We start from the raw sequence: 23,861 nt of genomic DNA on the forward strand, positions 1-23,861 counted from the left end.
CATCTACTCCTTCAACACTGCATCAATATATACATTGGGATGCAGCAGAATGTCGCCTGCGCGGGAGGTCAGTTGGAACATACCCTCAGCCCCCACACCCATCGCGATGATGAACACAAACAGAATTCCGGCAGGGATGAGCAGGCCGTTCACGGCGTAAGGTCTTCTCACTGCGCCTGCCGGCGGTTCACCCCAGAACGCCTGGATGAAGATGCGAAGAACCGAATACAACATCAGCAGGCTGGAAAGGACGGCAATGCCTGTCAGTCCGTACAGACCTGCCTGCAACCCGCCTTCGAACAGCAACAATTTCCCAGGAAATCCACTGAACGGCGGAATGCCTGCCAGCGCAAGTGCACTGATGAAGAACATCCAGCCAAGCAGTGGGTAGCGGTGGATCAGCCCGCCCATATTGTCGAGTTTGGAGGTGCCTGCGACCGCGATCAGAGCGCCTCCGAGCAGGAATAGCAGTGTTTTGATGAGCATATCATGCAGCATGTAGAAGAGTAGACCTTCCAGTGCAGGACGGCTGGCAGCAGCCATCCCGAAGGCTACAAATCCCACCCCTGCGATCACGTTGTAGATCAGTATTTTATTGACGTCACGATAGGAAATCGCCCCGATTACTCCGAGTACCATGGTCGCTCCAGCCATCCAGCCGATAAGGGCATGGAAGAAATCCGGATCATGATAGAAAATCAGTGTGAATGTTCGCACAATGGCGTACAGGCCAACTTTGGTCAGCAAACCGGCGAATAGGGCGGTGACCACTGCCGGAGGGGCTGCGTAAGAGCCGGATAACCAGAAGAACAGGAACAGTCCAGCCTTGATACTGAATACGATCAGGAACAGGACAGCGATCAGGGTGATGACTCCACTCTGTCCAACTTCGGCGATCCGATTGGACAAGTCGGCCATGTTTAATGTGCCTGTAATAGAGTAGAGAAAACCAATAGAGGCAACAAATAGTGCAGAAGAGACAATGTTAATCAAGACATACTTGATCGTTTCTCGTAGTTGTCTTTCCGTACCTCCCAATACGATTAGTGCATAAGAAGAGATGAGCATCAGTTCAAAGCAGACAAACAGGTTAAACAGGTCTCCGGTAAGAAAGGAACCGTTCACGCCTGCAATCAGGAAATGAAAGAACGGGTAAAAATGATGTTCTTCCCGTTCCTTATTCACACTGCGGAAGGCATAGAGCAGACACGCCAGTGCAATAATCGAAGCGGCCACGACAAGCAAGGCCGATACCATATCTGCAACAAGTACAATACCGTAGGGTGGTTCCCAGCCTCCCATATTGAGCGTCTGTATGCCGGACTGTGTCACTTGGGTAATCAGGACAGTTGAAGCAGCTGCGGTCAGCAAAAGGCCAATAACACTCACAACCCGCTGGATGTTTACCCGCCGGAAGAATAGAAGGGCTATAACCCCTGTAATCAGTGGCAGTAGAATGGGCAGAACAACGAGATTATTCATAAGGACGCCCCCTTACTTCTTCCATATCGTCTGTTTTCAGCTTCAGATAGGAACGATAGGAAAGTACAAAGAAAAAGGCGGTAAGTCCGAAATTAATAACAATGGATGTCAATATCAGCGCCTGGGGAAGTGGATCAACGTAGCGTTCAGCCTGCTCCCCAAGCAGCGGTGGTGCTCCAGTTTTGAGACGGGACATCGTAATCAGCAGCAGATGCACCCCGTGAGTGAGTATGGACATGCCAAGCACGATCCGGAGCAGGCTCCGCGATAAGATTAAAAAGACGGCGACTGCAAACAAAATGCCAACGGCCACACACATCAATATTTCCATATCAGCGATCCTCCCCGATCTGTAGAATGATATTCATGGTGACTCCCAGGACGGCGAGATATACGCCGAGGTCAAACAGCATCGCGGTTGCAAGTTCTGTTTCTCCGAGTATCGGAAGATCGAAATAACCAAAGGTCTGACTCAGGAAGGGTACGCCGAACAAAAACGAGCCTGCTCCAGTCAATAAGGCAATGCCCAGCCCGATGGCTGTCAAGGTGCGAAAATCGATAGGTAACGCTTTACGTACAGTATCTGTACTGAACGCCAGCGCAATTAACACGAGACCAGCGGCGGTCACCAGACCGCCAATGAACCCGCCACCCGGGTTATGATGTCCTGCGAAGAACAGATGCAGCGCGAAGGTCAGAATGATAAAGACAACAACCTTGGTCGTTGTTTGCAACAACACATCGTTGCTTTGCAGTGGTACGGTATCCCAGGTTGATGAGCTACGTTCACGGTTGCCATACTTTTTCGTATTGTCCGCTTTGTCATCCGTATCTTCATCCGTTTCTTCAGTCTGTTCTTTCTTGCGGAATTTCAGTCTTGCGCCAAGGTCCCTCGCTTCAAGATTCAGATTAATCATGGAGTAGATGGACAACGAAGCTACCCCAAGTACCATAATCTCCAGTAAGGTATCAAAACCACGGAAGTCCACCAGCAACACGTTGACGACATTTTTGCCGCCAGCCAGATTGTAACTTTCCTGAATGAAAAAGTCCGAAATGCTCTCGAGTGACGCGGTTCCGCTCGCAGCTAATGCAACAAAGGTCATGACCACGCCTACGGCAATGGCAACAATCATATTTACACTAAGATAGCTGCGGCTTGATTTGCCTCGTTGCAGTTCAGGCAGATGATAGAAGCAAAGCAGGAACAGTGCAACGGATACCGTTTCGACAATCATCTGGGTCAATGCCAGATCCGGCGCTCGGAACAGCACGAACAGTAATGTGACGAGGTAACCCACTGCGCCTGTCATAATGACTGCGGATAGTCTGTTCTTGGCAAAAGGGATCGAAACCGCTGATGCAATCAGTGCGAGGAGCAGTACTGCTTCATAGAAAGAAAAAGGGGCGTTGCCCTTGAAATTCCAGGTGATATTTTCCCCCGAGCGGAAAAAAGCATAAACCAGCAATGCAACGGTGAACGAGAAAATGTATACCAGGTAGTTACGAACCGAGCCATTCATATAGGCTTCCGTCCATTTGCGTGCATAATGCTGAAGGTTATCGAGTACGACATGGTACATATTGTTTATCGTTAACCCTTGTGGGTAATGCTCATAAATCGTTCTCCAGCGCGGCAGCAGTTTGTACAATGTAATACCGAGGGCGATTACACCAATGGTCATGATTAATTCTGGTGTGATGCCATGCCATAGAGAGAAGTGAACATCAAAGTGTTCATTTCCGTTCAACAGTGATGGAAGTACAGCAGCCATCGCCGGTTCAATTAATGATCCAGCCAGCAGATTCGGGAATAGACCGAATATGATCACGAGTATCCCGAGAATAACCGGAGGAATTAACATGCCAACGGGAGCTTCATGCAGCTTCTCGGCAGGGATCTCGCTGCGGGTGCGACCAAGGAACGTTTTGAACACAATAATAAGCGCATAGATCAGAGTGAACACACTTGCGAGCCAGGCGAACACAGGCAAGAGTATGCTCCATGATCCGAGTCCAAAGATGCGGAGGTGTGTTACTTCCACCATAGCCTGGAAGAACAGCTCCTTGCTCAGAAATCCGTTAAACGGCGGAATTCCGGCCATGGCGAGTGCTCCGACGAGCGCTACCGTAAAGGTCACAGGCATAAATGAAGCAAGTCCGCCGAGTTTCCTTATATCCCGCGTGCCTGTCTCATGATCCACAATGCCTACGACCATGAACAGTGCCGCTTTGAAGGTAGCGTGATTGAACAGATGAAGCAGTGCTGCCGTAATGGCAACCGTGTACATCGCGGAGGATTCGCCATATCCGAAATAGATGGCCGCCGAGCCAACGCCGAGCAGGGACATGATTAAACCAAGCTGTGAGATGGTAGAGTAGGCCAGGATCGCCTTAAGGTCATTTTTTTTCACGGCAAGGAATGATCCATAACACAGGGTGAGCAGTCCAACCCCGGTGACAAGCCAGAACCATAATCCCTGTCCACCAAAGATGGGTGTAAACCGGGCGACGACATACAGTCCCGCCTTGACCATGGTTGCCGAATGCAGATAGGCGCTAACCGGTGTTGGAGCTTCCATGGCGTCAGGCAGCCATATGTGGAACGGGAACTGCGCCGATTTCGTAAAAGCACCGATCAGAATCAGCACAAGAGCGGGCAAGAATAGTGCACTATCCTGAATCTGTCCCCATTCCGTAATGGTTGCACGGATGCTGAACGTGCCTGTCATGAGATACATCAGCATGAATCCGGCAAGCATGGCGAATCCGCCAAATACGGTAATGAGGAACGATTTCTGTGCACCTGAGGTGGATTCTTTACGTTTGTAGTGAAAAGCGATCAGGAGAAAGGACGTAATACTGGTCAACTCCCAGAATCCATACAACACAATCATATTGTCTGACAGCACCACGCCAAGCATGGCTCCCATAAACATCAGTAGATACAAATAAAAGCGGTTTAAGGCTTCTTTGGTATCCATGTAGAAAATGGAGTAGAGCACCACCAGTGTTCCTACACCGGTGATTAACAATGTCAGCAGCAAACTTAGACCATCAAGATATAGATTAAATCCAATGTCCAGTGACGGAATCCAGGGGATATACCCAGATACCGTATTGCGCTGAGACACGGCGGGTACGAGGCTCGCAAAATAAACAAATAATAGGGCCGGGACAAGTAAAACCAGCCATCCCATATGTATTTTACGGAAGAAACGATGCAGCATGGCAAGTACAATACCAGCGGCAAAAGGCAGAATCACAGCAACATGAAGCAGGCTCAACATTACACCCCCAATGACTGAATTTCTAAAGCTCTTTGTTGTGGCAAACCGTGCTCATATGGCTCTGTGAGCATGCTTGCTCTCTATATTCATAACCCAAGTATGTATATACAGAATCGTGACTATTCTTTGAATGGAAGAAACAAGGTGCGAATAGCGTTCCCATATTGTATGGAAATGTATAATGAAAAAAGACATTATTTCCGATAAAGATGAAAACGAATAGGTGACATCCCGTAGTTCTTAACAGCATGAATGATGTTGAAAAAAGCAAGCTGGTTTCACCGTTATTGGAGGAAGTTATGTCATTCAAGCTTAAAACTGTTCTCACCATGACCTTCGCTGTGTTATCCCTGTTGGTTACACTCACGATTGGTTATATTCTAAGTCAAAAATCATCCATAGCTGTCGAAACGGAGATTGGTCATGCCCTCATCAGCACGGCTTCTCAGACTTCAGACAAGCTGGATCGCTTCATGTGGTCGCGTTCAGGAGAATTGGATCTTCTGGGCCGAATGATTGCTCTAGAGGACCGCTTCGAGCCTGCCGAAATGCAGATGCTGCTGAATCAGCTTCAAGATAGCTTTCCCACATTCTCATGGGTTGGATTCATGAATCCCGAAGGAAAAGTGCTGGCTTCCACAGAAGGCATATTGCGTGGTGAAAATTTATCGGAACGACCTGTGTATCAGGAGGGAATCAAGGGTAAATTTATCGGAGATGTCCATGATGCAGTCCTTCTGGCGAAGCTGCTTCCGAACCCAACCGGCGAACCACTGCAATTTGTTGATATCAGCTTTCCGGTGAAATACAAGAACGGAGAGATTGCTGGCGTGCTTGCCGCACATTTGAGCTGGGCCTGGGCGAAGGAAATGGAGGAAAGTGTCCTGGAGCCGCTGAAACATGAGGAAAAGGACATCGAGATGTTTATTGTCAGTCAAAAGGAAAATACGGTGCTGCTTGGTCCAAAAGAATGGATTGGTCGTCCTTTAAAGCTATCGGGCATTGAATGGGCAAGACTGAACAAAAGCAGCTGGTCCATAGAAGAATGGCCGGATGGAAAAGAATATGTAACAGGATTTGCTACTAGCCAAGGGCATTTGGACTATCCGGGTCTGGGGTGGACGGTGGTTATTCGTCAGCTCAAGTCAGCAGCGTTTGCTTCCGTGACCGACATGCTTTGGTTCAATGTGTGGGCAGGGCTCTCGGTTACGGTGCTATTTGCACTGATTGGCTGGCTGATCTCCCGCCAGATCTCGGCCCCGATTGCACGGCTAACTCAAGTGGCGAATCGGCTTGGTGCTGGAGAGCAAGTACAGATTCCAGAAAATCGAGGCTTTAGGGAAATCGAAGTACTGTCACGTTCACTGGGAGATATGTTGACTTCGCTAACGAATAAAGATTCGGAACTGGTTGTTATGCAGAATCTGGCCCATTACGACCAATTGACCGGACTACCGAACCGAACAGCGCTCGAGCTCTATCTGGAAGAATCCTTGGAGATGGAAAGTGAAAATCACACATTAACATTCCTTTACCTTGATCTGGATGGATTCAAAAGTGTGAATGATACGCTTGGGCATCAGACCGGAGATGTTCTGCTGAAGAAAGTGGCTCAGCGTTTGACCAGTCTCAGTCATGATATGGGCATCACGGTAAGGCTTGGTGGAGATGAGTTCCTCATTGTGCTTCGCTCTGTGGGAAGCAATCCAAGAGAAGAAGCTCGTACCTATGCAGAAGATATCATCCAGAGCCTGAATAAGCCGTTTATTATTGAATATGAGCGAATTCATATCGGCTGCAGCATTGGAGGAGCTGAGTATCCTACGAACAGTGGCAATCCGAGTGAAATTATCCGCATGGCAGATGAGGCGTTGTATGAATCGAAACGTGCGGGCAAAAATAGAATGACATTCTATCCAGAATTGAAGAACACAGTTAGAGAATAATATAATATAAAGTAAGAGTTAACTGATCCGCATACAGGCAAGGAGCGATGAGATGTCTGGAAAATATACCAATGTACCCTATGGTTATGAACCGCCCCCGGCTACCCGGAAAGGCACGCTGATTTTCTATGATTCATTTGAACACGTAACGGATCAACAGCTTGAACGCGCCGCTGCTATTGCGGACAAACGTTCTTTTGTGCAACTTGTGCTCTATCCGCTGCATGAGAATACAGTGAAGCGGATGAGCAAGGATGGTGTGCAGCCTTTTTACAAAAGGGAAGATCGTCTTCATGACTGGAGAAGGGAGTATGCATCCTCCCGCATACGGGTGGAAGGCTGGGAAGGCAAGAGAAAGAAGTATACGCCGATCGAAGCAGCCCTGCGTCATATGGCAGAAGAATATCCAGCTCCCCATTTCCTATACCTCACGGTAGAGATGGCAAATCAGTTCGCATCATTTGATTCGTTCAAAGATTGGATTAAGGAAGTACGTCTGATTATTGATGGAGATGCCGTTAAGCTCCACCCGAAGCTGGAGCAAAATGCACATCGCTGGGAATGGGCAGAGTGAACCAATATATTCGGAGTGACGATTAGCGTTAAAAAAAGTAGTGCTGTACAGCCGGATTCCCGGTGAACAGCACTACTTTTTTGCGTTTTTTTGGAGGATTAAACCAAATCAAGGGACGTCATCGTTTTATTTTTCCCCGTTCGTTTGGCGGCATAGAGACATGCATCCACTTCCTCAAACAGCTTGTCCTTGGACAGATGAGCGCTGTAGCTTTTAAGTCCGACACTTACCGTAATATATTGCCCTTCAAGCTCCAGATGAACGAGACGAGCAATCTTCTTGCGGATCTGCTCCACCAAGGCATAAGCCTGCTCGAAGGGTTGCTCAAACATTAACAGTGCAAATTCTTCTCCACCATAACGCGCCGCGATATCGCTTGATGTGATGTTCTCCTGAATGATCAGAGAGACTCTCTCCAGAATGGTGTCTCCCACCCGATGCCCATATGTATCATTAATTGACTTGAAGTTGTCAATATCAATCAGAGCTAAATGTAGACTCATGCCATTATTGGCATACTCAAACGCTTTTTCATAGTAGTCCTTAAAGGAGCTTTGATTATACAGATTGGTTAACCCGTCTGTCTTGGACTGCTTGCTCATAATTGCGTTTCGCACAATCAGATCCTGCTTGGCAAGCATACTGGCCTGAAGATCATCCAGTACCTCGACGCCGCTCGTAACAATCAATTGTGCAACATATGTACCTACAATGAGAAAAGCCGGAATGGAAACCATATCAAACGAAGATAAGTACAGCCGATAGGCTGGGTCGCAGAGTACGATGACATAGCCAATCATCTGCATGAGGCATACCGTCCATACCCGTTTCTTGTTGAAAAACAGTACCGAAGCAAAGATCGGCAACAGACATATGGCCAGTATAATGCGAATGTCGTAATTGACACGTATGATGGTCCAGGCAATCACTGTGCTGGCCACGGACATGGAATAGAAGGAGAACGAACTGAAACGGCGTTCCACCCAACTGGCGATCAGAATGGCGAAAGCGCTGGCTAATGTAGGCAAAAATAATACATGAATCATGAAATCTTCTGGAGTGCGATCATAATCGAGAAACAGAAAGCAGCCTATTTGAATGACAACATGCGTTAATACGACGACCCAGTAAGCACGAAGCATTTTTTTGATCCATTTGGAATGCTTGAATTCGTACTCGGTTGGGATATGGTTGCTATGTAAGTTGGGACTCTTCAATATATCACCGCTGACTGCATCATAATAATACGACAGGCATTGCTCTCGTATGTTTTAATTATAAAACACATTGCACGAAACGCAAATCATTTAATTTTAATATGAAAACAAAGCTTACATAAAAGCGCATAAAGTTCTTATAGAGGACAAACAAAAATCTGAAATAGGCTCATAGACTGTGTAAGAAGGCTCCAATTCATATGATTCCAATTAAGATGAAGGGGAGGTGAGATCAATTCCTCTTGTCGTTCGTTCAACCGTTAATGCTACGGGAGCAATTACATTTACAGGTAACACGCTTGGACTGAGTCGTTCGGACACAGCCGGAGTACCCGGAACACAGGACAGTATTGGAGCTTTTACGACAACCAACGCTTCCGTCCAGTACGGAACCTATCCGCTAGGAACCACGAGCCTGTATCAGAGCAACAGTTCAGCGGCAATACTCGTTCTTCCTGCTGGCAGCACTGTCTTGTATGCAGAATTGATCTGGGGTGGAAGTTACATCAATGGGACAGTCAATCTGAGTGCTGCAATCAATAATCCGGTTACGTTTACTACACCAGCAGGTACATCCAGTGTTACTCCTGATCCAGCTACTTATAATCAATTTGATCTGGGGAACGGCGCTGCCGGCTATGTGCGTTCAGCCAATGTTACTTCGCTTGTACAAAATGGGGGAGCGGGTACATATACCACCGGAGCAGTTGTAGGAACGATTGTCATCACTAATGATGCTACAGCCAATCATGCAGGCTGGACACTTGGAGTCATTTATCAGAACCCCAGCCTGCCCTTTCGCAACATGTCCTTACGTGCAGGTGGAGTACTCGTCCAGTCTACATCGGCGCCAGTTGTTACCACACTGACTGGATTTGCTACTCCGCTTTCGGGTGCATTGGGAGGCAGAGCCCTGTTCAGTGCACAGGAAGGGGACGCGAACCGGACCGGGGATCAGGCATTATTCGGGCCAACCTCGGCAACTTCGGTTGCCTTGTCCGGACCAAACAATCTGGCTGCAAACTTTTTTGCTTCTCAAATCAACGGCGATACAGGAACCCTTAATACAACAGGGACTTTCGGAACGCGGAACCAGACGAACGGGGCTCCGGGCACCAATATTATCGGCGGACGTCAAGGCTGGGATATTACTAATGTGGATGTGTCATCGAGACTAATCAATAACCAGTCTTCTGCGGTGTTGACGTTAACGACCTCCGGGGATGCATACATTGTCAATGCCAATGCGATTCAGGTTGATATCAATGCACCCAAAATTACAGTGGCCAAAGCATCCGTTGCCTCTGGTGCGGTAGCGGGGGATAGCATTCTTTATACCGTTACTGTCAGCAATGCAGGTACAGCCAGTGCGGCCAGCGTTGTTCTATCCGATTCATTGCCTGTAGGGCTCACCTTCATTCCAGGGAGTGTAACGGTCGCTGGTGTGTCCCGCCCAACACTCGATGTGACCGCCGGCATTCCACTTGGTTCATTAAATCTATCCAACAGTATCGTTGTAACCTATCGTGCGCTCATTGGCCAGGATGCAAGCATACTGCAATTGGTGAATTCAGCGAATGCCGCCTTTACGTTCCAAAGTGTGGCAGGGGGCTCAGTGATTACGGGAGTCATTCCGTCCAATAACTCTACACTTCCTGTCTATTCACCAAACCTGTCCATTGTGAAGTCGGCGAGCACAACCAACGCCACAGTAGGTGACCAGGTCACGTATACGCTTCAGGTGAACAATGGGGGGAATGTTTCTGCCAACGTTACATTAACGGATAACATCCCGAGCGGCAGCTCGTACGTAGCGGGCAGCTTCCGACTAAATGGAAATGTGATTGCTGGTGCTAATCCCGCGACTGGCGTTAATCTGGGGAGCCTCGCGGCAGGAAGTACAAATACCGTAACCTTCCAGGTACTCGTAACAAGCTTGCCTACGCCTCCGACCCTTGTGGATCAAGCCACGGCCACCTATTCCTTTAACTCTCCTGATGGTCGGACTATTAACGGCACAGTAGCTTCGAACACCTTGACGATTCCCGTCACATTGCCCAATGTAACCACGGTAAAATCGGCATCGGTCACGGATGTTGCAGTTGGGGAGACGTTTACGTACACCATCGTTACTACCAACAGTGGTATCCAAGTGATTAACAATGTGGTGCTCACGGATGCTATCCCTGTTGGAACCACATTTGTAGCGGGCAGTGTGATCGTCAGAGGAACTGTCGTACCATCAGCCAATCCGAGCAGTGGAATTTCGCTAGGAACGTTGGCAGCAGGAAGTTCCGCGTCGGTGACGTTTCAGGTTAATGTGCAGTCCCTGCCTGCTTCAAGTTCGTTAGTTAACCGTGCCGTAGTGTCTTATAGCTCGGGTTCGTTCACGGGGATTTCCAACTCCAATTCCATTACAACCCCTGTATACCAGGCGGCAATCGGCATTAACAAGTTGGCGAGCGAAACCAATGCGACACTAGGGGATCAGATTTCATACACACTTGTGGTAACGAACAACGGAACCATAGCGACTCAAGTAAATATAACCGATACGATACCATCAGGCCTGACATTTAACCCGGATTCGGTAACCGTGAATGGTACTGCGCGTCCTGGGACCAATCCATTAACCGGAATAACGTTGGGGGGTCTGCTGCCAGGAGCAACATCAACGATTGTGTTCCGAACTTCACTCACTACACTCCCATCACCGCCAACACTAGAGAATCAGGGGGCCGCTAGTTACACGTACCAGCTTCCGAGTGGACGAAATCTTTCAGGAAGCAGTTTGTCCAATGTCGTTCGTATACCTGCATCAAGCCCCAATATATTGATTAGCAAAACAGTAAGTACGCCGGACGCTACCGTAGGGGATGTACTTACCTATACGGTTGTTGCAACAAATGCTGGGAGCAGTGCGGTACAAAATCTGGTGATCTCGGATACGCCAACCGGTTCGGAATTCGTCTCCGGCAGTGTCACTATTAATGGAGCTGCTGCAAGGAATGCAAGTCCGCTTTCGGGCATTGCTGTCGGTGCATTGAACAGTTCAAGCAGCGTTACGGTGACCTATCAAACAAGAGTGACATCCGTTCCGTCCACAGGTTCAGTCAGCAACCGGGCAAGTGCAGCATTTACGTCAGGCAGTTTTAATGGCGTTTCTTCGTCTGTTACGGTGAATACACCCATATATCAACCAGTCATCCAAGTAGCTAAAACAGCTAGCACCTCGAATTTGACAGTAGGGGATTCCTTTAATTACTCCATTCAGGTCAACAATTCAGGCAATATTGCCGCAACGGTTACCTTGACGGATCCGATTCCTGCGGGAGCTGTATTCAGTACGAATAGTGTCATTATTAATGGCGTACCAACACCAGGTGTTAGCCCGGTAACAGGAATTAATTTGGGGCCGATCGCTGCAGGCTCGAACGTAACGGTCACTTTTGTTGCCATGGTCACAAGTTTGCCTGATTCAAGGCAGTTGACTAACCAAGCAGTTGCATCATTTGCCTACACTCTTCCAAGTGGGAGAACGGTTGCCGGTTCTTCGTTATCGAACACCATTAACATTCCCGTATCCTTGCCCAATGTAACGATAGTAAACAGTGACAATGTAGAGTATGGCGTGGTCGGGGATATCATTCGATACACATCTGTTATTCGTAACAACGGAACAGTAGCCGTTAACAATGTGGTATATGTCAACCCTCTTCCTCCGAATACCCCATTTGTACCCGGAAGCGTCATTGTGAACGGGACTTCATTCCCGCTCTCCAATCCGACCGCCGGCATTCCAATCGGTACGTTGGCTCCAGGAGCCGAGGTTACCGTAACTTTTGAGGTGACGATTACTATGCCGATCCCTTCACAGATTAACAATCAGTCGACGGTCAGCTTCACATCCGGTTCATTTTCGGGGTCATCATCATCCAATACAACACAGACTCCGGTCATACAACCGCAAATTTCACTCATCAAAACAGCAAATACAGTTAATGCGACCGTAGGCGACACGGTTATATATACAGTAACTGTCAGTAACACAGGCAATCTGGAGGCAAACGTTACAGTGACAGATACGATTCCTACTGTCACAACTTTTGTACCCAATAGTCTCGTGGTATCTGGTGTACCACAGCCTGGAGCAACACCAGGAACGGGTATTCCTGTAGGCATTGTGGCAGCGGGAGCGACAGCTGTTGTTACATTTGCCGTTGTTGTGGATTCACTTCCATCTCCGCAGCAACTTAGCAATTTTGCGACGTCATCTTTTACTTTCACACCTCCTGACGGGCGAACGTTAACAGGGACAGCCACCTCAAATACACTGACGTTTCCAGTCTCGTCGCCAAACGTTGCCGTAGTTAAAAGTACAGTTTCTACTGCGGCTGCCGTAGGGGATACTGTTACTTACTCCATTTTGGTAACGAACAGCGGAATAGCACCGGTAAATAATATTCAGTTTTCGGATCCAATTCCTACGGGGGCCTCTTTTGTTGCAGGAAGTGTCACTATAAATGGGGTAGTGCAGACCGCTTCCAATCCGGCAGGGGGGATATCACTAGGTACGCTCGCTCCCGGAACGTCTGCAACTGTGACTTTCAGTATCAATGTCAATGCGATCCCACCAAGTGGACAATTAAGCAATCGATCCACAGTGAGTTTTACCTCGGGGACATTCTCAAGCACAACGTTCTCCAATACTGTGGTTACACCGGTATTTCAGCCCATTCTATCAGCACAAAAAACGGCGAGTACACGAAATGCTACCGTTGGGGATACCGTCAGTTACACGATTACCGTCAACAATCAGGGTAACTATGGTGCCCAGATTAACCTAACGGACAATATTCCTACAGGAACCATACTTGTTCCGAACAGTGTGATTGTAAATGGTCAGCCATTACCTGCAGCCAATCCTGCAACAGGCATTCCGGCAGGCACTGTTGCTGCTGGGGCAACAACAACGGTTACCTTTTCCGTAGTTATTGATACTTTGCCGACCCCGCAACAGCTGGTGAATCAGGCTTCGGTTGCTCTTTCCTTTACGCTGCCTGACGGACGCAACATCACGGGTTCTGTTTTGTCTAATATACTTACCATTTCAGTGTCGGCTCCCGATGTCGATGTGGTGAAATCTACGACATCTACGTCTGTATCTGTTGGTGATGTCGTGACGTACAGCATTGCAGTAACTAATAACGGAATAGCGACTGTCAGCAATGTGGTCTTTACGGATGCATTGCCGGCAAGTACTGTTCTTACAGCAAACAGCGTGTTTATTGATGGAGTTCCTCGACCGGGTGTCAATCCTTCAACCGGAATAACGCTTGGTTCCATCGCGCCTGGAGTTACCGTGACCGTTGTGTTTAGTGTGCAGGTTACAGCACTCCCATCCAGTGCAGTATTAAACAATCAGTCTACAGTGAGCTTTACATCAGGTGTTTTTTCAGCTACCACATTTTCTAATACGGTCACTACCCCGGTATACCAACCGATTCTGTCGGCAGTCAAAACGGGAGACCAGGCTATAGCAACGGTAGGGGATACGGTCGTTTACAGCATCGCGATTACCAATGCAGGGAACTTTGGGGCATCTGTCACGTTAACGGATACCATTCCGGCAGGAACAGAACTTGTGCCAAATAGCGTCATTATTAATGGAGCTTCAGCACCAGGAGCCGATCCGGCTTCAGGGATACCACTGGGTGTAGTCTCCACAACAACTGTAATCATGTTCTCGGTCGTGATCATCACCCTACCTTTAAGCCAGGCCATAACCAATCAGGCCTCAGCAACCTATTCCTACACGCTGCCGGATGGAAGAACACTGGGAGGAAGCCTTTCGTCCAATTCTCTCAATATTCAGGTGTCTGCTCCGAATGTCAGTGTCGTCAAGACGACACCAGTAATTGATGTTGTAGTGGGTGATACGATTGTATATGAGATGGTCGTAACCAATAATGGGATTGATCCTGTCAACAATGTCGTGTTAACCGATCCAATCAGTTCGGCTGTTACTTTTGTCACAGGCAGTGTCCTGGTTGACGGCGTTCCACGTCTCACGGCTAACCCGACACTGGGGATAGCGCTTGGTTCTTTGGCACCTGGAGCATCTGTATCCGTTTCGTATGCGGTTCGGGTCAACACGCTGCCTGCACCACCGCAAGTGAGTAGTCAGTCATCGGTAAGTTTCACATCGGGTGTATTCTCGGGAGCGGCCTATTCAAATACCGTGGTAACACCAATTTATCAGCCGATTATTGCTGTAACCAAAACAGCGAGTACGTCCAATGCCACCATCGGAGACATCATTACCTATTCTTTTACCATTTCCAACAGTGGGAATTTAGCAGCCAATTTGACACTTACGGATAACATTCCGAATGGAGCAGTACTGCTTCCCAACAGCGTCCTGATTGATGGTGTTCCACAGCCAGGTGCAAATCCGGAATCAGGGATTGTTGTTGGGACGATACCTCCAGGAGGGTCCGTTAATGTAACGGTCACTCTGGAAGTTACCGTGGATTCATTGCCGCAGAATCAGCAGCTGGTCAATCAGGCGGTAGCCAATTATACATTTAGTCCGCCGGATGGACGTCAGTTGACGGGTACAGTATCCTCCAACGTTCTGGTGATTCCTGTATCTGCACCAAATGTCGTTGTGATCAAAAGCACAAGTGCAGTTGATGCTGTTGTCGGCGATGTGATCACCTATACAGTTGTGGTAACCAATAGTGGCATCGAGGTAGTCAATAGCGTGGTTATGGTAGACCCTGTACCAACAGGCACCGTATTTGTAGCGGGAAGTGTTACGGTGGATGGCGTGGCAAGGCCTACGGGGAATCCGAATACAGGGATAACACTCGGTTCAATTGTCGCCGGTGCTTCAGTTACCGTTACATTCAGAGTGGAGGTTGTAGTGATATGAGCCAATCTTCCGGTCCGTTGTCCCACACGCTACAGAATCAGTCACTGGTTCGATTCAGCTCGGGTACGACTGAACTGGAACAGGTGGCCTATTCTAATACGGTAGTTACACCATGGATCGGCCCCAGGCTGGAGGTTTACAAGTTTTGCAACGTTGCTGAGGCTGCTCTGGGGCAGACACTGACCTATCTGATTGAAATTGTGAATTCGGGTAATTGTGCTGCCATGGTCCATGTATTGGATTCGCTCTCGTCGGAAACTTCACTTCTCCCCAATAGTGTACTCCTGGATGGAACTCCGCTGCCAGGAGTATCACCGGAGAGAGGGATTCCTGCGCAGGAAATCGTACCTGGAGCGACGTTGCGTATTCATTTTCAGGTGATCATCGTCGGTCTTCCTCAGGACTTGAAACTGGTGAATCAAGCGAAGATACGTTATACATTTGTGACGCCGGAAGGACGAATGGTTGAGGGAGAAGAGCAATCCAACGTGGTAGAAGTAAATCTGGTCTCGTCAAGTCTGTCGTTGGTTTTGAATGCAGATCGTGTGCAAACCTTTGTCGGAGATATCGTCACTTACAACCTTTTGGTGAGTAACCCGGGTTTTATAATAGGAAACGATACCAGGGTAACGATCCCATTACCCAAAGGGATTGAATTTCTTCCGGGAAGTGTCATTGTGAATGAGATTTTTGTTCCCGAGACGACGCCTGACTCCGGGATTATGATAGGCGAGGTACTACCCGAAGAATCTGTTCCAATTCAATTTCGAGTACAGGTCACGGGAGGAAGCATAGCTGAGAATTTAACAATTCAGGCAGTACTAGAGTACGTTTCAGGTGACACATTGGAGAATGTATACTCGAACGTAGCAACTTTACAAATCATTCAACCTCGGATTTCGATTGCGAAAAGTGTGAATCCACCCATCGCTACTCCTGGGGATACCGTTCAATACCAAATAACGGTACACAATGAAGGTTCTTTTGCAGTAGATGCTATCGTGACGGATTTTCTTCCGCCAGGTATGCGCTATGTTGAGGGGAGCCTGGGGTGGAACGGTGTGAAACGGCTTGGAACAAATCCAGTCAAAGGCATCAATCTGGGAACGTTGACTGCACGTTCCGTGGTTAATATCCAATTTGAAGTGCATCTCACAGAGCAGGAGCGGGGTGTACCTGCAGTCTTCGAACTGATGAATCAGGCTCGCCTGATCTATACATTTCGCTTGCCAGATTCGCGTTCTGTGCAACGAATAATTTCCTCCAATACGGCTGTCATTCAGTTGAAGTTTCCTATCATCTCGGTTCATGTGGAAGTGAAGCCAGACTTGATCGAAAGGGGAGGAAATGTAACCTTTCATGTACATGTGACCAACAAAGGGGCCTGGCCCGCGCGGGTGCAGTTGGCTGATGTGCTCCCTCCAGGTGCCAAATGGATTGGGGAAGCAGAAGTACGGGATCGAGCGATCATTTCAGAGTATTCATCACCAAGATTTTTACATTTGGGTGAGATGGAACCTGGAGCGGAGAAATGGGTCACTTACATTGCACAAATATCCTCCGCTGAACAACTGGGAATCCAGCAGGGTACCGTAACTGCAATGTATACCTACGAGTGGAACGGTCAGAGGCATTCAGGACAGTCCATTTCGAATGTATACACCATTATTGTTGAAGATGGCGATGAATGAAGGGGGATACTAGCTTTTTCCTGTAAATGTAAGGGATTTTTTGCTTCTTTATGGAGTCATGACATTACACGAAGGTGAATGAATGGTATACTAATTAAATATGACCTCGGCAAATAACCCGTGGATTCGGGTGTCGGATTAGCTATAGAGGAGGCCGCTACATTGGCAAAAGCAAAAGTTGCAAAAAGACCTACCCGGGATGAGTTTGAACTGGAAGAGCTGGGGAACCAACTAGTTGAGGCGTATCAAGAACGTTCGGAAGTGTTGCTGACCGTATGGGGCAAGGAAGATCAGGTTCATGGGGTGATTGTGAAGTTGGACTCACGTACCCGGCTAGTGCATGTGGAGTATACAGAGGAAGAATTTACGGCCAAAGTGCCGTTCCTGGATATTATGCGCATTGATTCCCCACGGTTTTGAAAAAGATGATAAACAGGATCTGAATCAGGGCATCCGCCCTGTCAAATCCATTCTCCCTGCATAAGATAACCCATACCTGTTGCAGAGGAGGTACGGTCAATGAGCGAAGTATTAGGTGGAGAAGCAAGAGGAGGCTACGGATACGGAGGTTTTACTTCTGTAGGTGCCATTCTGGTTTTGTTTATCCTGTTGGTTATCATCTCCAAAGCATTCCTGGTATAATTATTATTCCAGATGAATAAAGGAAGCTCTGCCATCGCGGCAGAGCTTTTTTTGTTTATATTTTGTGTTGTCGTTTGCGGCTGAGAAGTCCGTACAGAACGACGATCACCACAGGGTAGAGAACGGCCCACCCGGCAAAAGGGAACACAATGGCTGTCGCCACAAAGGAAATCCAACTGATGGTTACCCCAGTACGACTTCCCTTGAGTAAGCGTATTCCGGCTGCGCATCCACCAAGATAGGTGAGAATGAACGTTGCATTAGGCAACTGAATAAGTGTGGTGAGTGACACCAGACCTGATCCGTATATGCCTAACACGAGAGTGAAGCAGATGGCCAGGAAGCCGATTGCAGCAATTGGTGTATGGTACCGACTGGATAAGCGGGACATCCATTGCGGGGCGGATCCTTGTCTTGCCAGTGCATAGGCGACACGGGATGCGGCACCAGCATACGCAATGACCGTAGCGGTGCAAATGAATATGCCAGTTAGCCCAGCAAGTAATCCACCCCAGGAACCGAGAGCCTGACTAATGATCCATACGAGAGAGACATCAGCTCCGCCATGAAGATAGCTTTGGGTTCCGACTGTCGCCAGTGCAGTCAGGAAATAGAGCACACCTACAATGATGGCAGCAATGGTTACGCCTTTGATAGCTGCCTTGCGTGGATCAGTAAATTCTTCAGACAGGTGAGATACAGCTTCCCAACCGATAAAACACCAGAACAGAATGGCCCCAGCCTGACCCACGCTGACCCAACCACTTGGCATAAATGGTGTGAAATGTATGGATTGCATATTCGGAATAGCAAATACAAATGCCATGACTAGCACGATAATAATCGCTAGCACAACGCCAATCTGTACCTTTCCGGCAACCTGCATGCCTACAATGTTAATGATCAGTCCAGCCGCCAGCATGAGGGCGGCAATCGCTGTTCTATATCCTTCCCCGAGTCCCAGCGCAGCCGTCATGTAGCCTGCACCTGTAAGGGCAGCCACGGGAGCACCGATGGGAACGGACATTAGAAAGAACCATCCAACCACGGCTCCTGCCCGTTGTCCGAAAGCGAGGGTGACGAAATGGGATACACCGCCTGCGTCCGGGTATCGGGCTGAGAGTAATCCCATGGATAGGGCGAGTGGGAGAATCAGCAGCACCATGCCTCCCCAGGCGAGAAGTGAAGCTGGTCCTGCAAGTTCGGCAGCAAGTCCGGGTACAATCAGGACACCTGAACCGAGAACTGCACTTATATAAAGCGCAACAGCTTGCGGCATACCTATCGTTTTTTTGAGCTGCGAAGAAGATGTGTTCATGAAATAAAATGGCCTGCCTTCCAGAATAAAATGATTTTAGAGCGAGAACTATGTAATTATATAGGAAGAGAGGCAATCAGTCATTGGCGAATTTTGTAGAAATTTCGATATCGGTCGTGCGGACGTTATGATAAAATAAAACTATCCCTAGAGAAAGATTGAGGTGTATCCCTAATGAGTAAAGAGTTGACAGAAGCTTTGAACGAACAGATGAACTTCGAATTTTATTCGGCTCACGTATATCAGGCGATGGCCGCATACTGTTCCAGCGAAAGCTTGGACGGATTTGCCAACTTCTTCATCGTACAAGCAGAGGAAGAGCGGTTCCACGCCATGAAAATATACAAATTCCTGAATGACCGCGGACAACGCGCTACTCTTGCTGCATTGCCAGAGCCGAAGAATGAATATTCTTCAATGCTGGATGTGTTTGAACACGGATATGCACACGAGCAGCAAAACACGAAGAAATTCTACAATCTGGCTGACATTGCCCTGAATGAGCGTGAACATGCCACGATGTATTTCCTGAAGTGGTTCATCGATGAGCAAGTCGAAGAGGAAGCTCTGTTTGATAATATCATCCAGAAGTTGCGCCGTATCGAAAAAGATAGCAATGCTTTCTACATGCTGGACGCCGAATTTGGTAAACGTTCATTCACAGCTCCTGCGGAGTAAGAGGGGACTAAGCAAAGCAACAGGATTGATCCGAACGACAAGTAAATCGATCTACATATGAAAAGTCTGCTCTCGGGCAGGCTTTTTTGTTATACCATTTTAAGCTTCTTTGCTCTCTTCATATAAATTCCAGAAATGAATCTATCAGAAACCACAATTTGGGTTAATAGAATATATGTCAACATTGATCTATCCCGACGGATGTTCTTTTTCGAGCAAATCTATCAAATTCGTTTTATTTTTTTGGGTAATCTGACAAAAGTGTAACTCGAACGTAGCATTTGAAGCGAGAATGGGACGCACTCTTTTTGATAGTATTAGGATTATCGCCAAGGGCTGCACTGAGAGAAACATAGACACCCGGGGAAATACAAGACATAAGGGAGACTTTTATTATGCTACATATTCGTAAAACATTCATCACCGCACTTGCTATTCTATTGATCATTCCATTGCTATTGCCGCAGTCGGCTTCAGCTACATCATCCGCATCCAAGAATGCTGGAAATAAAGCGAGCTCCAAAATCATATATCTAACTTTCGATGATGGGCCGACCGCCCATACGGGACAATTACTGGATATTCTGGATCAGTACAATGCCAAGGCGACATTCTTCATGCTTGGACCTCAGATGGAGAAGTTTCAGAAGGCCACCAAGCGTATTGTTGCAGATGGACATGGACTGGGCTTGCATGGCGTAACGCATGTTCCCAGTAAATTTTATAAATCCGCATACAGCGGCTTGAAAGAAATGCAGCAGGCCAATGAAAGCTTGAATAAAGTGGCAGGTGTCAAAACCAGTCTCGTTCGTACTCCATACGGCAGCAAACCGTATCTCAAACCGGCATATCGCAATGTTCTACTAGGTCAGGGTGGATTCCATCTGTGGGATTGGAATGTCGACTCCGAAGATTGGAAATACAAGAAGGATCATCAGAAAGTTTACAACAGCGTGATGAAGCAGATCCATAATGTTCAAAAGAGCGGAACCACCCCTGTGGTCCTGATGCATGACCAGGAAGCGACATTGAAAGTACTTCCGCAAGTGTTAAAAACACTGAAAGCAGAAGGCTACCAGTTTGAAGTGCTGACCAAGAAAGTGCAGCCCGTGAATTTCTGGAATGACAAACGTTAAAATTCAGGCGAGACAACAATGTAAGCTGATTCCAATAACGGCTTCAAGGAGGACAACAACATGAGCAAACCTAAATTATGGATGACGATTCCTGTGACAACAGCAGTGCTGCTTGCTCTTGCGGGGTGTGGTGGTCAGGATACCAAACCATCATCAGTGGACAACACGTCCCCCGCGGCTGGTGAACAGGCTCAGTCAGGCAGTGGAGGAGCCGATTTCTCCAATGGAACGAAAGATAGCGGAACAGATACAACGGAAACAACGGGGACGGAAGGTTCTGCGGGAAGCGGGACATCAAATTCGGAAACGGGCAGTAACGATCAAACCCAGAAAAGTGCGAACGATGTCATTAAGGACATTCGCAGTCAGCTGAAGATGAAGAACGCTTCGTTACCTACTTCATTTCCCTTGGAAAAGGGAAAACATCTGACTGCGGCGATCACATCGAATACTTCAGATGCGTTCCACATTAACTTTTATTCCACTGACCAGTCTGTTGCGGTTAACGATGCTTCGTTGACGGCCTCTGGCAGCAAGGTACCTGTTCTGGCATCCTATGAAGTGAAGACGTATAAAGACCCGAACAGTACGGATATTTTCCCTGAGACAGATTTGAAAGACATTCCTGAGGACATGACTGTGGATCTGGGACATGACATCAAGGGTGTGGCTGAAGGCGCGGCGGGCAGTCAGTATCTGACATGGACAGAAGGTAGATGGACGCTTCAAATTCGATCCGTCTCCCAAGATAACATGAATAATCCGGGGATTGCGAAGAGAATGGTGGAATACTTGGAATCCCATACACTGCCTGCACCAAAGGATAAAGGATTCGTGAACGTGCAGTACCCAAGCGGTGGTAAAAGCGTTAATGTAACGATCTCCTGGCAAGATGGCAAGCAGATTCATCAGCTCCAGACCGAGCAGGTGCCACTGGAAGCTTTGGGCATGGTTGTTTCTGTAAAAATAGTATAGTATGGAACTAAAATAGGTTCCAAAAGGAAATAGGCTGGACCGGAGTGAGTACTCCAGGCCAGCCTATCCTTGTATAAGCAAGGTACACCGATGGGAAGGTGTGCCTTGCTTATTTATGTTTCATTGGGTTAAAGCGGTACTTTCATTTAAACCACCCTTTTTCTTTGGAACGAGTGATGGCTTCAATGCGGTTACTTGCATTTAACTTGTTGAGGATAATAGAGATGTAATTTCGCACCGTACCGGTTGTAATAAATAAATGTCCGGCTATTTCCTTTGTATTTTTACCGTCTGCCATCAGGCCGAGAACGGCATTTTCACGTTCGGTCAGCGGGTTCTCCTGTACATAAGCCTCGTCTACCAGATCGGGTGCAAAAATACGTCTCCCATTCATGACCTGACGGATTGATTCGGCCAGTTCCTCGATCGGGCTATCCTTTAACAGATAACCGCGTACACCGCCTTTCAAAGCACGTTCAAAATATCCGGTCCGGGCAAAGGTTGTCAAAATAATGACTTTACAGCTCATACCTTTCAGTTCCTCAGCGGCCTCCAGGCCACTTTTGACGGGCATTTCAATGTCCATCAGACAGATGTCTGGTGTAAGCTCCCTAACGAGAGAAAGAGCTTCCTGTCCATTGCTTGCACGACCTACCACTTCCATATCCTCTTCCAGATTGAGTAGGGAAGACAAGGCCCCCAGCATCATACGCTGGTCTTCGGCGATTACGATCCTGATCATTGTTCAACCTCCTTTATCGGTTTGCGGACCAGCTTGGGAACATGGATGACAATGCCTGTACCTTCCATGTTTGCTCCGGAACGAATATCCAGACAACCGTTCACAAATTCAAGTCGTTCTTTCATTCCCAAGATTCCGGTACCGCGCCGTTCTTGCTTGCGGGTACGTTCGATTCCAACTCCGTTATCCTGAACCGTTACTATATTATCGGACAGTGTTTCCTCGATTCGGATGGTGCATACCGTTGCCTGACTGTGTTTTACGACATTCGTAACGGCTTCTTTCAGACACATGCCGAGTACATTTTCATTTAGTTGTGACGTATCCTGCAACTTCGGATTGCCTTCCAGTACAAATTCAATGGAAGCGGCCTTCAAAATCTGTTCGGCACGGAACAGTTCATCCACCAGCTGTGTGCCACGCATGGTCGTTACCATTTCCCGGACTTCCTTCAGGGCCGTACTTGCCGTCTGTCTCAGATCGTTCAGTTCAATCTCGGCTTGATCAGGATTCATGCGAAGCAGACGCTTCGCCAGATCGGTTTTCAGACCAATGAGAGAGAGCTTTTGTCCAAGTGTATCGTGCAGATCGCGTGCGATACGTTGCCGCTCTTCCATTTTCACCAGATCATCCAGCCGTTTGTTGGCATTCTCCAGCTGGCCTTCCAACTGTTCACGCTTATTTTTGTTATACGTACTGATCGGAAGCAGAATGGATGCCATGAGACTAATGAATACAAACGGAAACTGACTGAGCAGTAGGGTGCTCTGCTTGATGAAGCTATAATTAATAGTTAGAAAACTGGCTGCCAGGTTCACCGAATAGAGGGTGAAAAAGCCGGCTTTATTTTTAATATTCCCAATAAAAAAAGCAAGAAACAATGAGAAATAGGCATAATCATAAGCGATGGTCATCGTAATTGATATGGCGATCAGCAGCCCAATCCACATATACACCTGCCAGCCCTTTGTGATGAAGGCAAGCAGATAGCAAACAAAGAAGAACAGAATGATGAAGATTCCCGCAACCATGGGCCACAATTTGGAATATTGTGAAATATAATAGAAGGGCAGGATGAAAAAGACGAGCCATACATATGGATTTAAACCTGTATTTTTATAAAAGAGCTGCATCCACTTTTGAATGAAAATTCTCCTCCTCGGACTTGCATTGTACTCAAACTTAGCCTGACTGTAGCATGACTTTAGCCTGAATACAAGAAAACGAATCCGA

Annotated in this window: 16 protein-coding genes; 9 read left to right on the forward strand and 7 right to left on the reverse strand. The window is 47.7% G+C overall.

The genetic code is table 11. The features are described 5' to 3' along the window. Positions 1-3: 3 nt before the first annotated feature. Genes PTQ21_RS18165 through PTQ21_RS18175 form a run of 3 tightly spaced genes read right to left on the reverse strand, consistent with a single transcriptional unit; the run spans position 4 to position 4,769 of the window. Complete coding sequence (locus tag PTQ21_RS18165) at positions 4-1,482, reverse strand: Na+/H+ antiporter subunit D (RefSeq protein ID WP_063563410.1); 1,479 nt, start codon at positions 1,480-1,482, stop codon at positions 4-6. Then, entirely contained in the window at positions 1,475-1,813 is a 339-nt protein-coding gene (locus tag PTQ21_RS18170) for a Na(+)/H(+) antiporter subunit C (protein ID WP_024631879.1), read from the reverse strand. Before PTQ21_RS18170 ends, PTQ21_RS18165 begins: the two co-directional genes overlap by 8 nt. 1 nt (position 1,814) lies before the next feature. After that, positions 1,815-4,769 carry a Na+/H+ antiporter subunit A gene (locus PTQ21_RS18175; RefSeq protein WP_079694483.1) on the reverse strand — a complete coding sequence of 985 codons (2,955 nt, stop codon included), beginning with the start codon at positions 4,767-4,769 and terminating at the stop codon, positions 1,815-1,817. A gap of 251 nt (positions 4,770-5,020) precedes the next feature. Between PTQ21_RS18175 and PTQ21_RS18180 the strand changes: the two genes are divergently transcribed. Then, entirely contained in the window at positions 5,021-6,718 is a 1,698-nt protein-coding gene (locus tag PTQ21_RS18180) for a sensor domain-containing diguanylate cyclase (protein ID WP_274566582.1), read from the forward strand. 52 nt (positions 6,719-6,770) lie between these two features. Continuing rightward, positions 6,771-7,292: a hypothetical protein gene (locus PTQ21_RS18185; RefSeq protein ID WP_063563412.1), complete on the forward strand. Its 522-nt coding sequence runs from the start codon at positions 6,771-6,773 to the stop codon at positions 7,290-7,292. Positions 7,293-7,390: 98 nt separating this feature from the next. Here PTQ21_RS18185 and PTQ21_RS18190 read toward each other — a convergent pair whose 3' ends face one another. After that, positions 7,391-8,434: a GGDEF domain-containing protein gene (locus PTQ21_RS18190; RefSeq protein ID WP_162842423.1), complete on the reverse strand. Its 1,044-nt coding sequence runs from the start codon at positions 8,432-8,434 to the stop codon at positions 7,391-7,393. Positions 8,435-8,735: 301 nt separating this feature from the next. Here PTQ21_RS18190 and PTQ21_RS18195 point away from each other — a divergent pair, with 301 nt between their 5' ends. The 4 genes from PTQ21_RS18195 to PTQ21_RS18210 all read left to right on the forward strand — a co-directional run bounded on the left by PTQ21_RS18195 (position 8,736) and on the right by PTQ21_RS18210 (position 17,779). Next, positions 8,736-15,446, forward strand: a complete 6,711-nt coding sequence (locus PTQ21_RS18195) for a DUF7507 domain-containing protein (protein ID WP_274566583.1) — start codon at positions 8,736-8,738, stop codon at positions 15,444-15,446. Then, the gene (locus tag PTQ21_RS18200; RefSeq protein ID WP_274566585.1) at positions 15,443-17,137 is read left to right on the forward strand and encodes a COG1361 family protein; all 1,695 of its coding nucleotides are present in this window, start codon (positions 15,443-15,445) and stop codon (positions 17,135-17,137) included. Before PTQ21_RS18195 ends, PTQ21_RS18200 begins: the two co-directional genes overlap by 4 nt. A gap of 162 nt (positions 17,138-17,299) precedes the next feature. Then, complete coding sequence (locus tag PTQ21_RS18205; protein ID WP_063563416.1) at positions 17,300-17,557, forward strand: YolD-like family protein; 258 nt, start codon at positions 17,300-17,302, stop codon at positions 17,555-17,557. A 99-nt stretch (positions 17,558-17,656) separates the two neighbouring features. After that, positions 17,657-17,779, forward strand: coding sequence for a dihydroorotate dehydrogenase (locus tag PTQ21_RS18210; protein WP_090805800.1), 123 nt, complete (start codon positions 17,657-17,659; stop codon positions 17,777-17,779). Between the two features lie 55 nt (positions 17,780-17,834). Here PTQ21_RS18210 and PTQ21_RS18215 read toward each other — a convergent pair whose 3' ends face one another. Then, positions 17,835-19,097, reverse strand: coding sequence for an amino acid permease (locus PTQ21_RS18215; protein WP_063563418.1), 1,263 nt, complete (start codon positions 19,095-19,097; stop codon positions 17,835-17,837). A 174-nt stretch (positions 19,098-19,271) separates the two neighbouring features. Here PTQ21_RS18215 and PTQ21_RS18220 point away from each other — a divergent pair, with 174 nt between their 5' ends. The 3 genes from PTQ21_RS18220 (at position 19,272) to PTQ21_RS18230 (ending at position 21,886) form a co-directional block, all read left to right on the forward strand. Continuing rightward, positions 19,272-19,775 carry a ferritin gene (locus PTQ21_RS18220; protein ID WP_063563419.1) on the forward strand — a complete coding sequence of 168 codons (504 nt, stop codon included), beginning with the start codon at positions 19,272-19,274 and terminating at the stop codon, positions 19,773-19,775. Between the two features lie 395 nt (positions 19,776-20,170). Next, a complete protein-coding gene (locus PTQ21_RS18225) occupies positions 20,171-20,911 on the forward strand; it encodes a polysaccharide deacetylase family protein (RefSeq protein WP_072732576.1) in 741 nt (246 codons plus the stop codon). A gap of 60 nt (positions 20,912-20,971) precedes the next feature. Continuing rightward, on the forward strand, positions 20,972-21,886 hold the full coding sequence (locus tag PTQ21_RS18230; protein ID WP_274566586.1) for a hypothetical protein: 915 nt from the start codon (positions 20,972-20,974) through the stop codon (positions 21,884-21,886). A gap of 142 nt (positions 21,887-22,028) precedes the next feature. Here the strand turns inward: PTQ21_RS18230 and PTQ21_RS18235 are convergent, their stop codons facing one another. Together PTQ21_RS18235 and PTQ21_RS18240 are read right to left on the reverse strand one after the other, a co-directional pair. After that, the gene (locus PTQ21_RS18235; RefSeq protein ID WP_063563422.1) at positions 22,029-22,628 is read right to left on the reverse strand and encodes a response regulator transcription factor; all 600 of its coding nucleotides are present in this window, start codon (positions 22,626-22,628) and stop codon (positions 22,029-22,031) included. Further along, entirely contained in the window at positions 22,625-23,773 is a 1,149-nt protein-coding gene (locus PTQ21_RS18240) for a sensor histidine kinase (protein ID WP_063563423.1), read from the reverse strand. The genes PTQ21_RS18235 and PTQ21_RS18240 overlap by 4 nt, the downstream gene beginning before the upstream one ends. Positions 23,774-23,861: the final 88 nt, after the last annotated feature.

The sequence above is a fragment of the Paenibacillus marchantiae genome (assembly GCF_028771845.1).
In the GTDB taxonomy this organism is placed as follows: Bacteria; Bacillota; Bacilli; order Paenibacillales; family Paenibacillaceae; genus Paenibacillus; species Paenibacillus marchantiae.

What these genes read in the sequence shown, in the direction of transcription:
- PTQ21_RS18165 (WP_063563410.1), bottom strand. Translation starts at nt 1,482, where the DNA reads ATGAATAATCTCGTTGTTCTGCCCATTCTACTGCCACTGATTACAGGG.
- PTQ21_RS18170 (WP_024631879.1), bottom strand. Translation starts at nt 1,813, where the DNA reads ATGGAAATATTGATGTGTGTGGCCGTTGGCATTTTGTTTGCAGTCGCC.
- PTQ21_RS18180 (WP_274566582.1), top strand. Translation starts at nt 5,021, where the DNA reads ATGAATGATGTTGAAAAAAGCAAGCTGGTTTCACCGTTATTGGAGGAA.
- PTQ21_RS18185 (WP_063563412.1), top strand. Translation starts at nt 6,771, where the DNA reads ATGTCTGGAAAATATACCAATGTACCCTATGGTTATGAACCGCCCCCG.
- PTQ21_RS18190 (WP_162842423.1), bottom strand. Translation starts at nt 8,434, where the DNA reads ATGCTTCGTGCTTACTGGGTCGTCGTATTAACGCATGTTGTCATTCAA.
- PTQ21_RS18200 (WP_274566585.1), top strand. Translation starts at nt 15,443, where the DNA reads ATGAGCCAATCTTCCGGTCCGTTGTCCCACACGCTACAGAATCAGTCA.
- PTQ21_RS18210 (WP_090805800.1), top strand. Translation starts at nt 17,657, where the DNA reads ATGAGCGAAGTATTAGGTGGAGAAGCAAGAGGAGGCTACGGATACGGA.
- PTQ21_RS18215 (WP_063563418.1), bottom strand. Translation starts at nt 19,097, where the DNA reads ATGAACACATCTTCTTCGCAGCTCAAAAAAACGATAGGTATGCCGCAA.
- PTQ21_RS18220 (WP_063563419.1), top strand. Translation starts at nt 19,272, where the DNA reads ATGAGTAAAGAGTTGACAGAAGCTTTGAACGAACAGATGAACTTCGAA.
- PTQ21_RS18225 (WP_072732576.1), top strand. Translation starts at nt 20,171, where the DNA reads ATGCTACATATTCGTAAAACATTCATCACCGCACTTGCTATTCTATTG.
- PTQ21_RS18230 (WP_274566586.1), top strand. Translation starts at nt 20,972, where the DNA reads ATGAGCAAACCTAAATTATGGATGACGATTCCTGTGACAACAGCAGTG.
- PTQ21_RS18235 (WP_063563422.1), bottom strand. Translation starts at nt 22,628, where the DNA reads ATGATCAGGATCGTAATCGCCGAAGACCAGCGTATGATGCTGGGGGCC.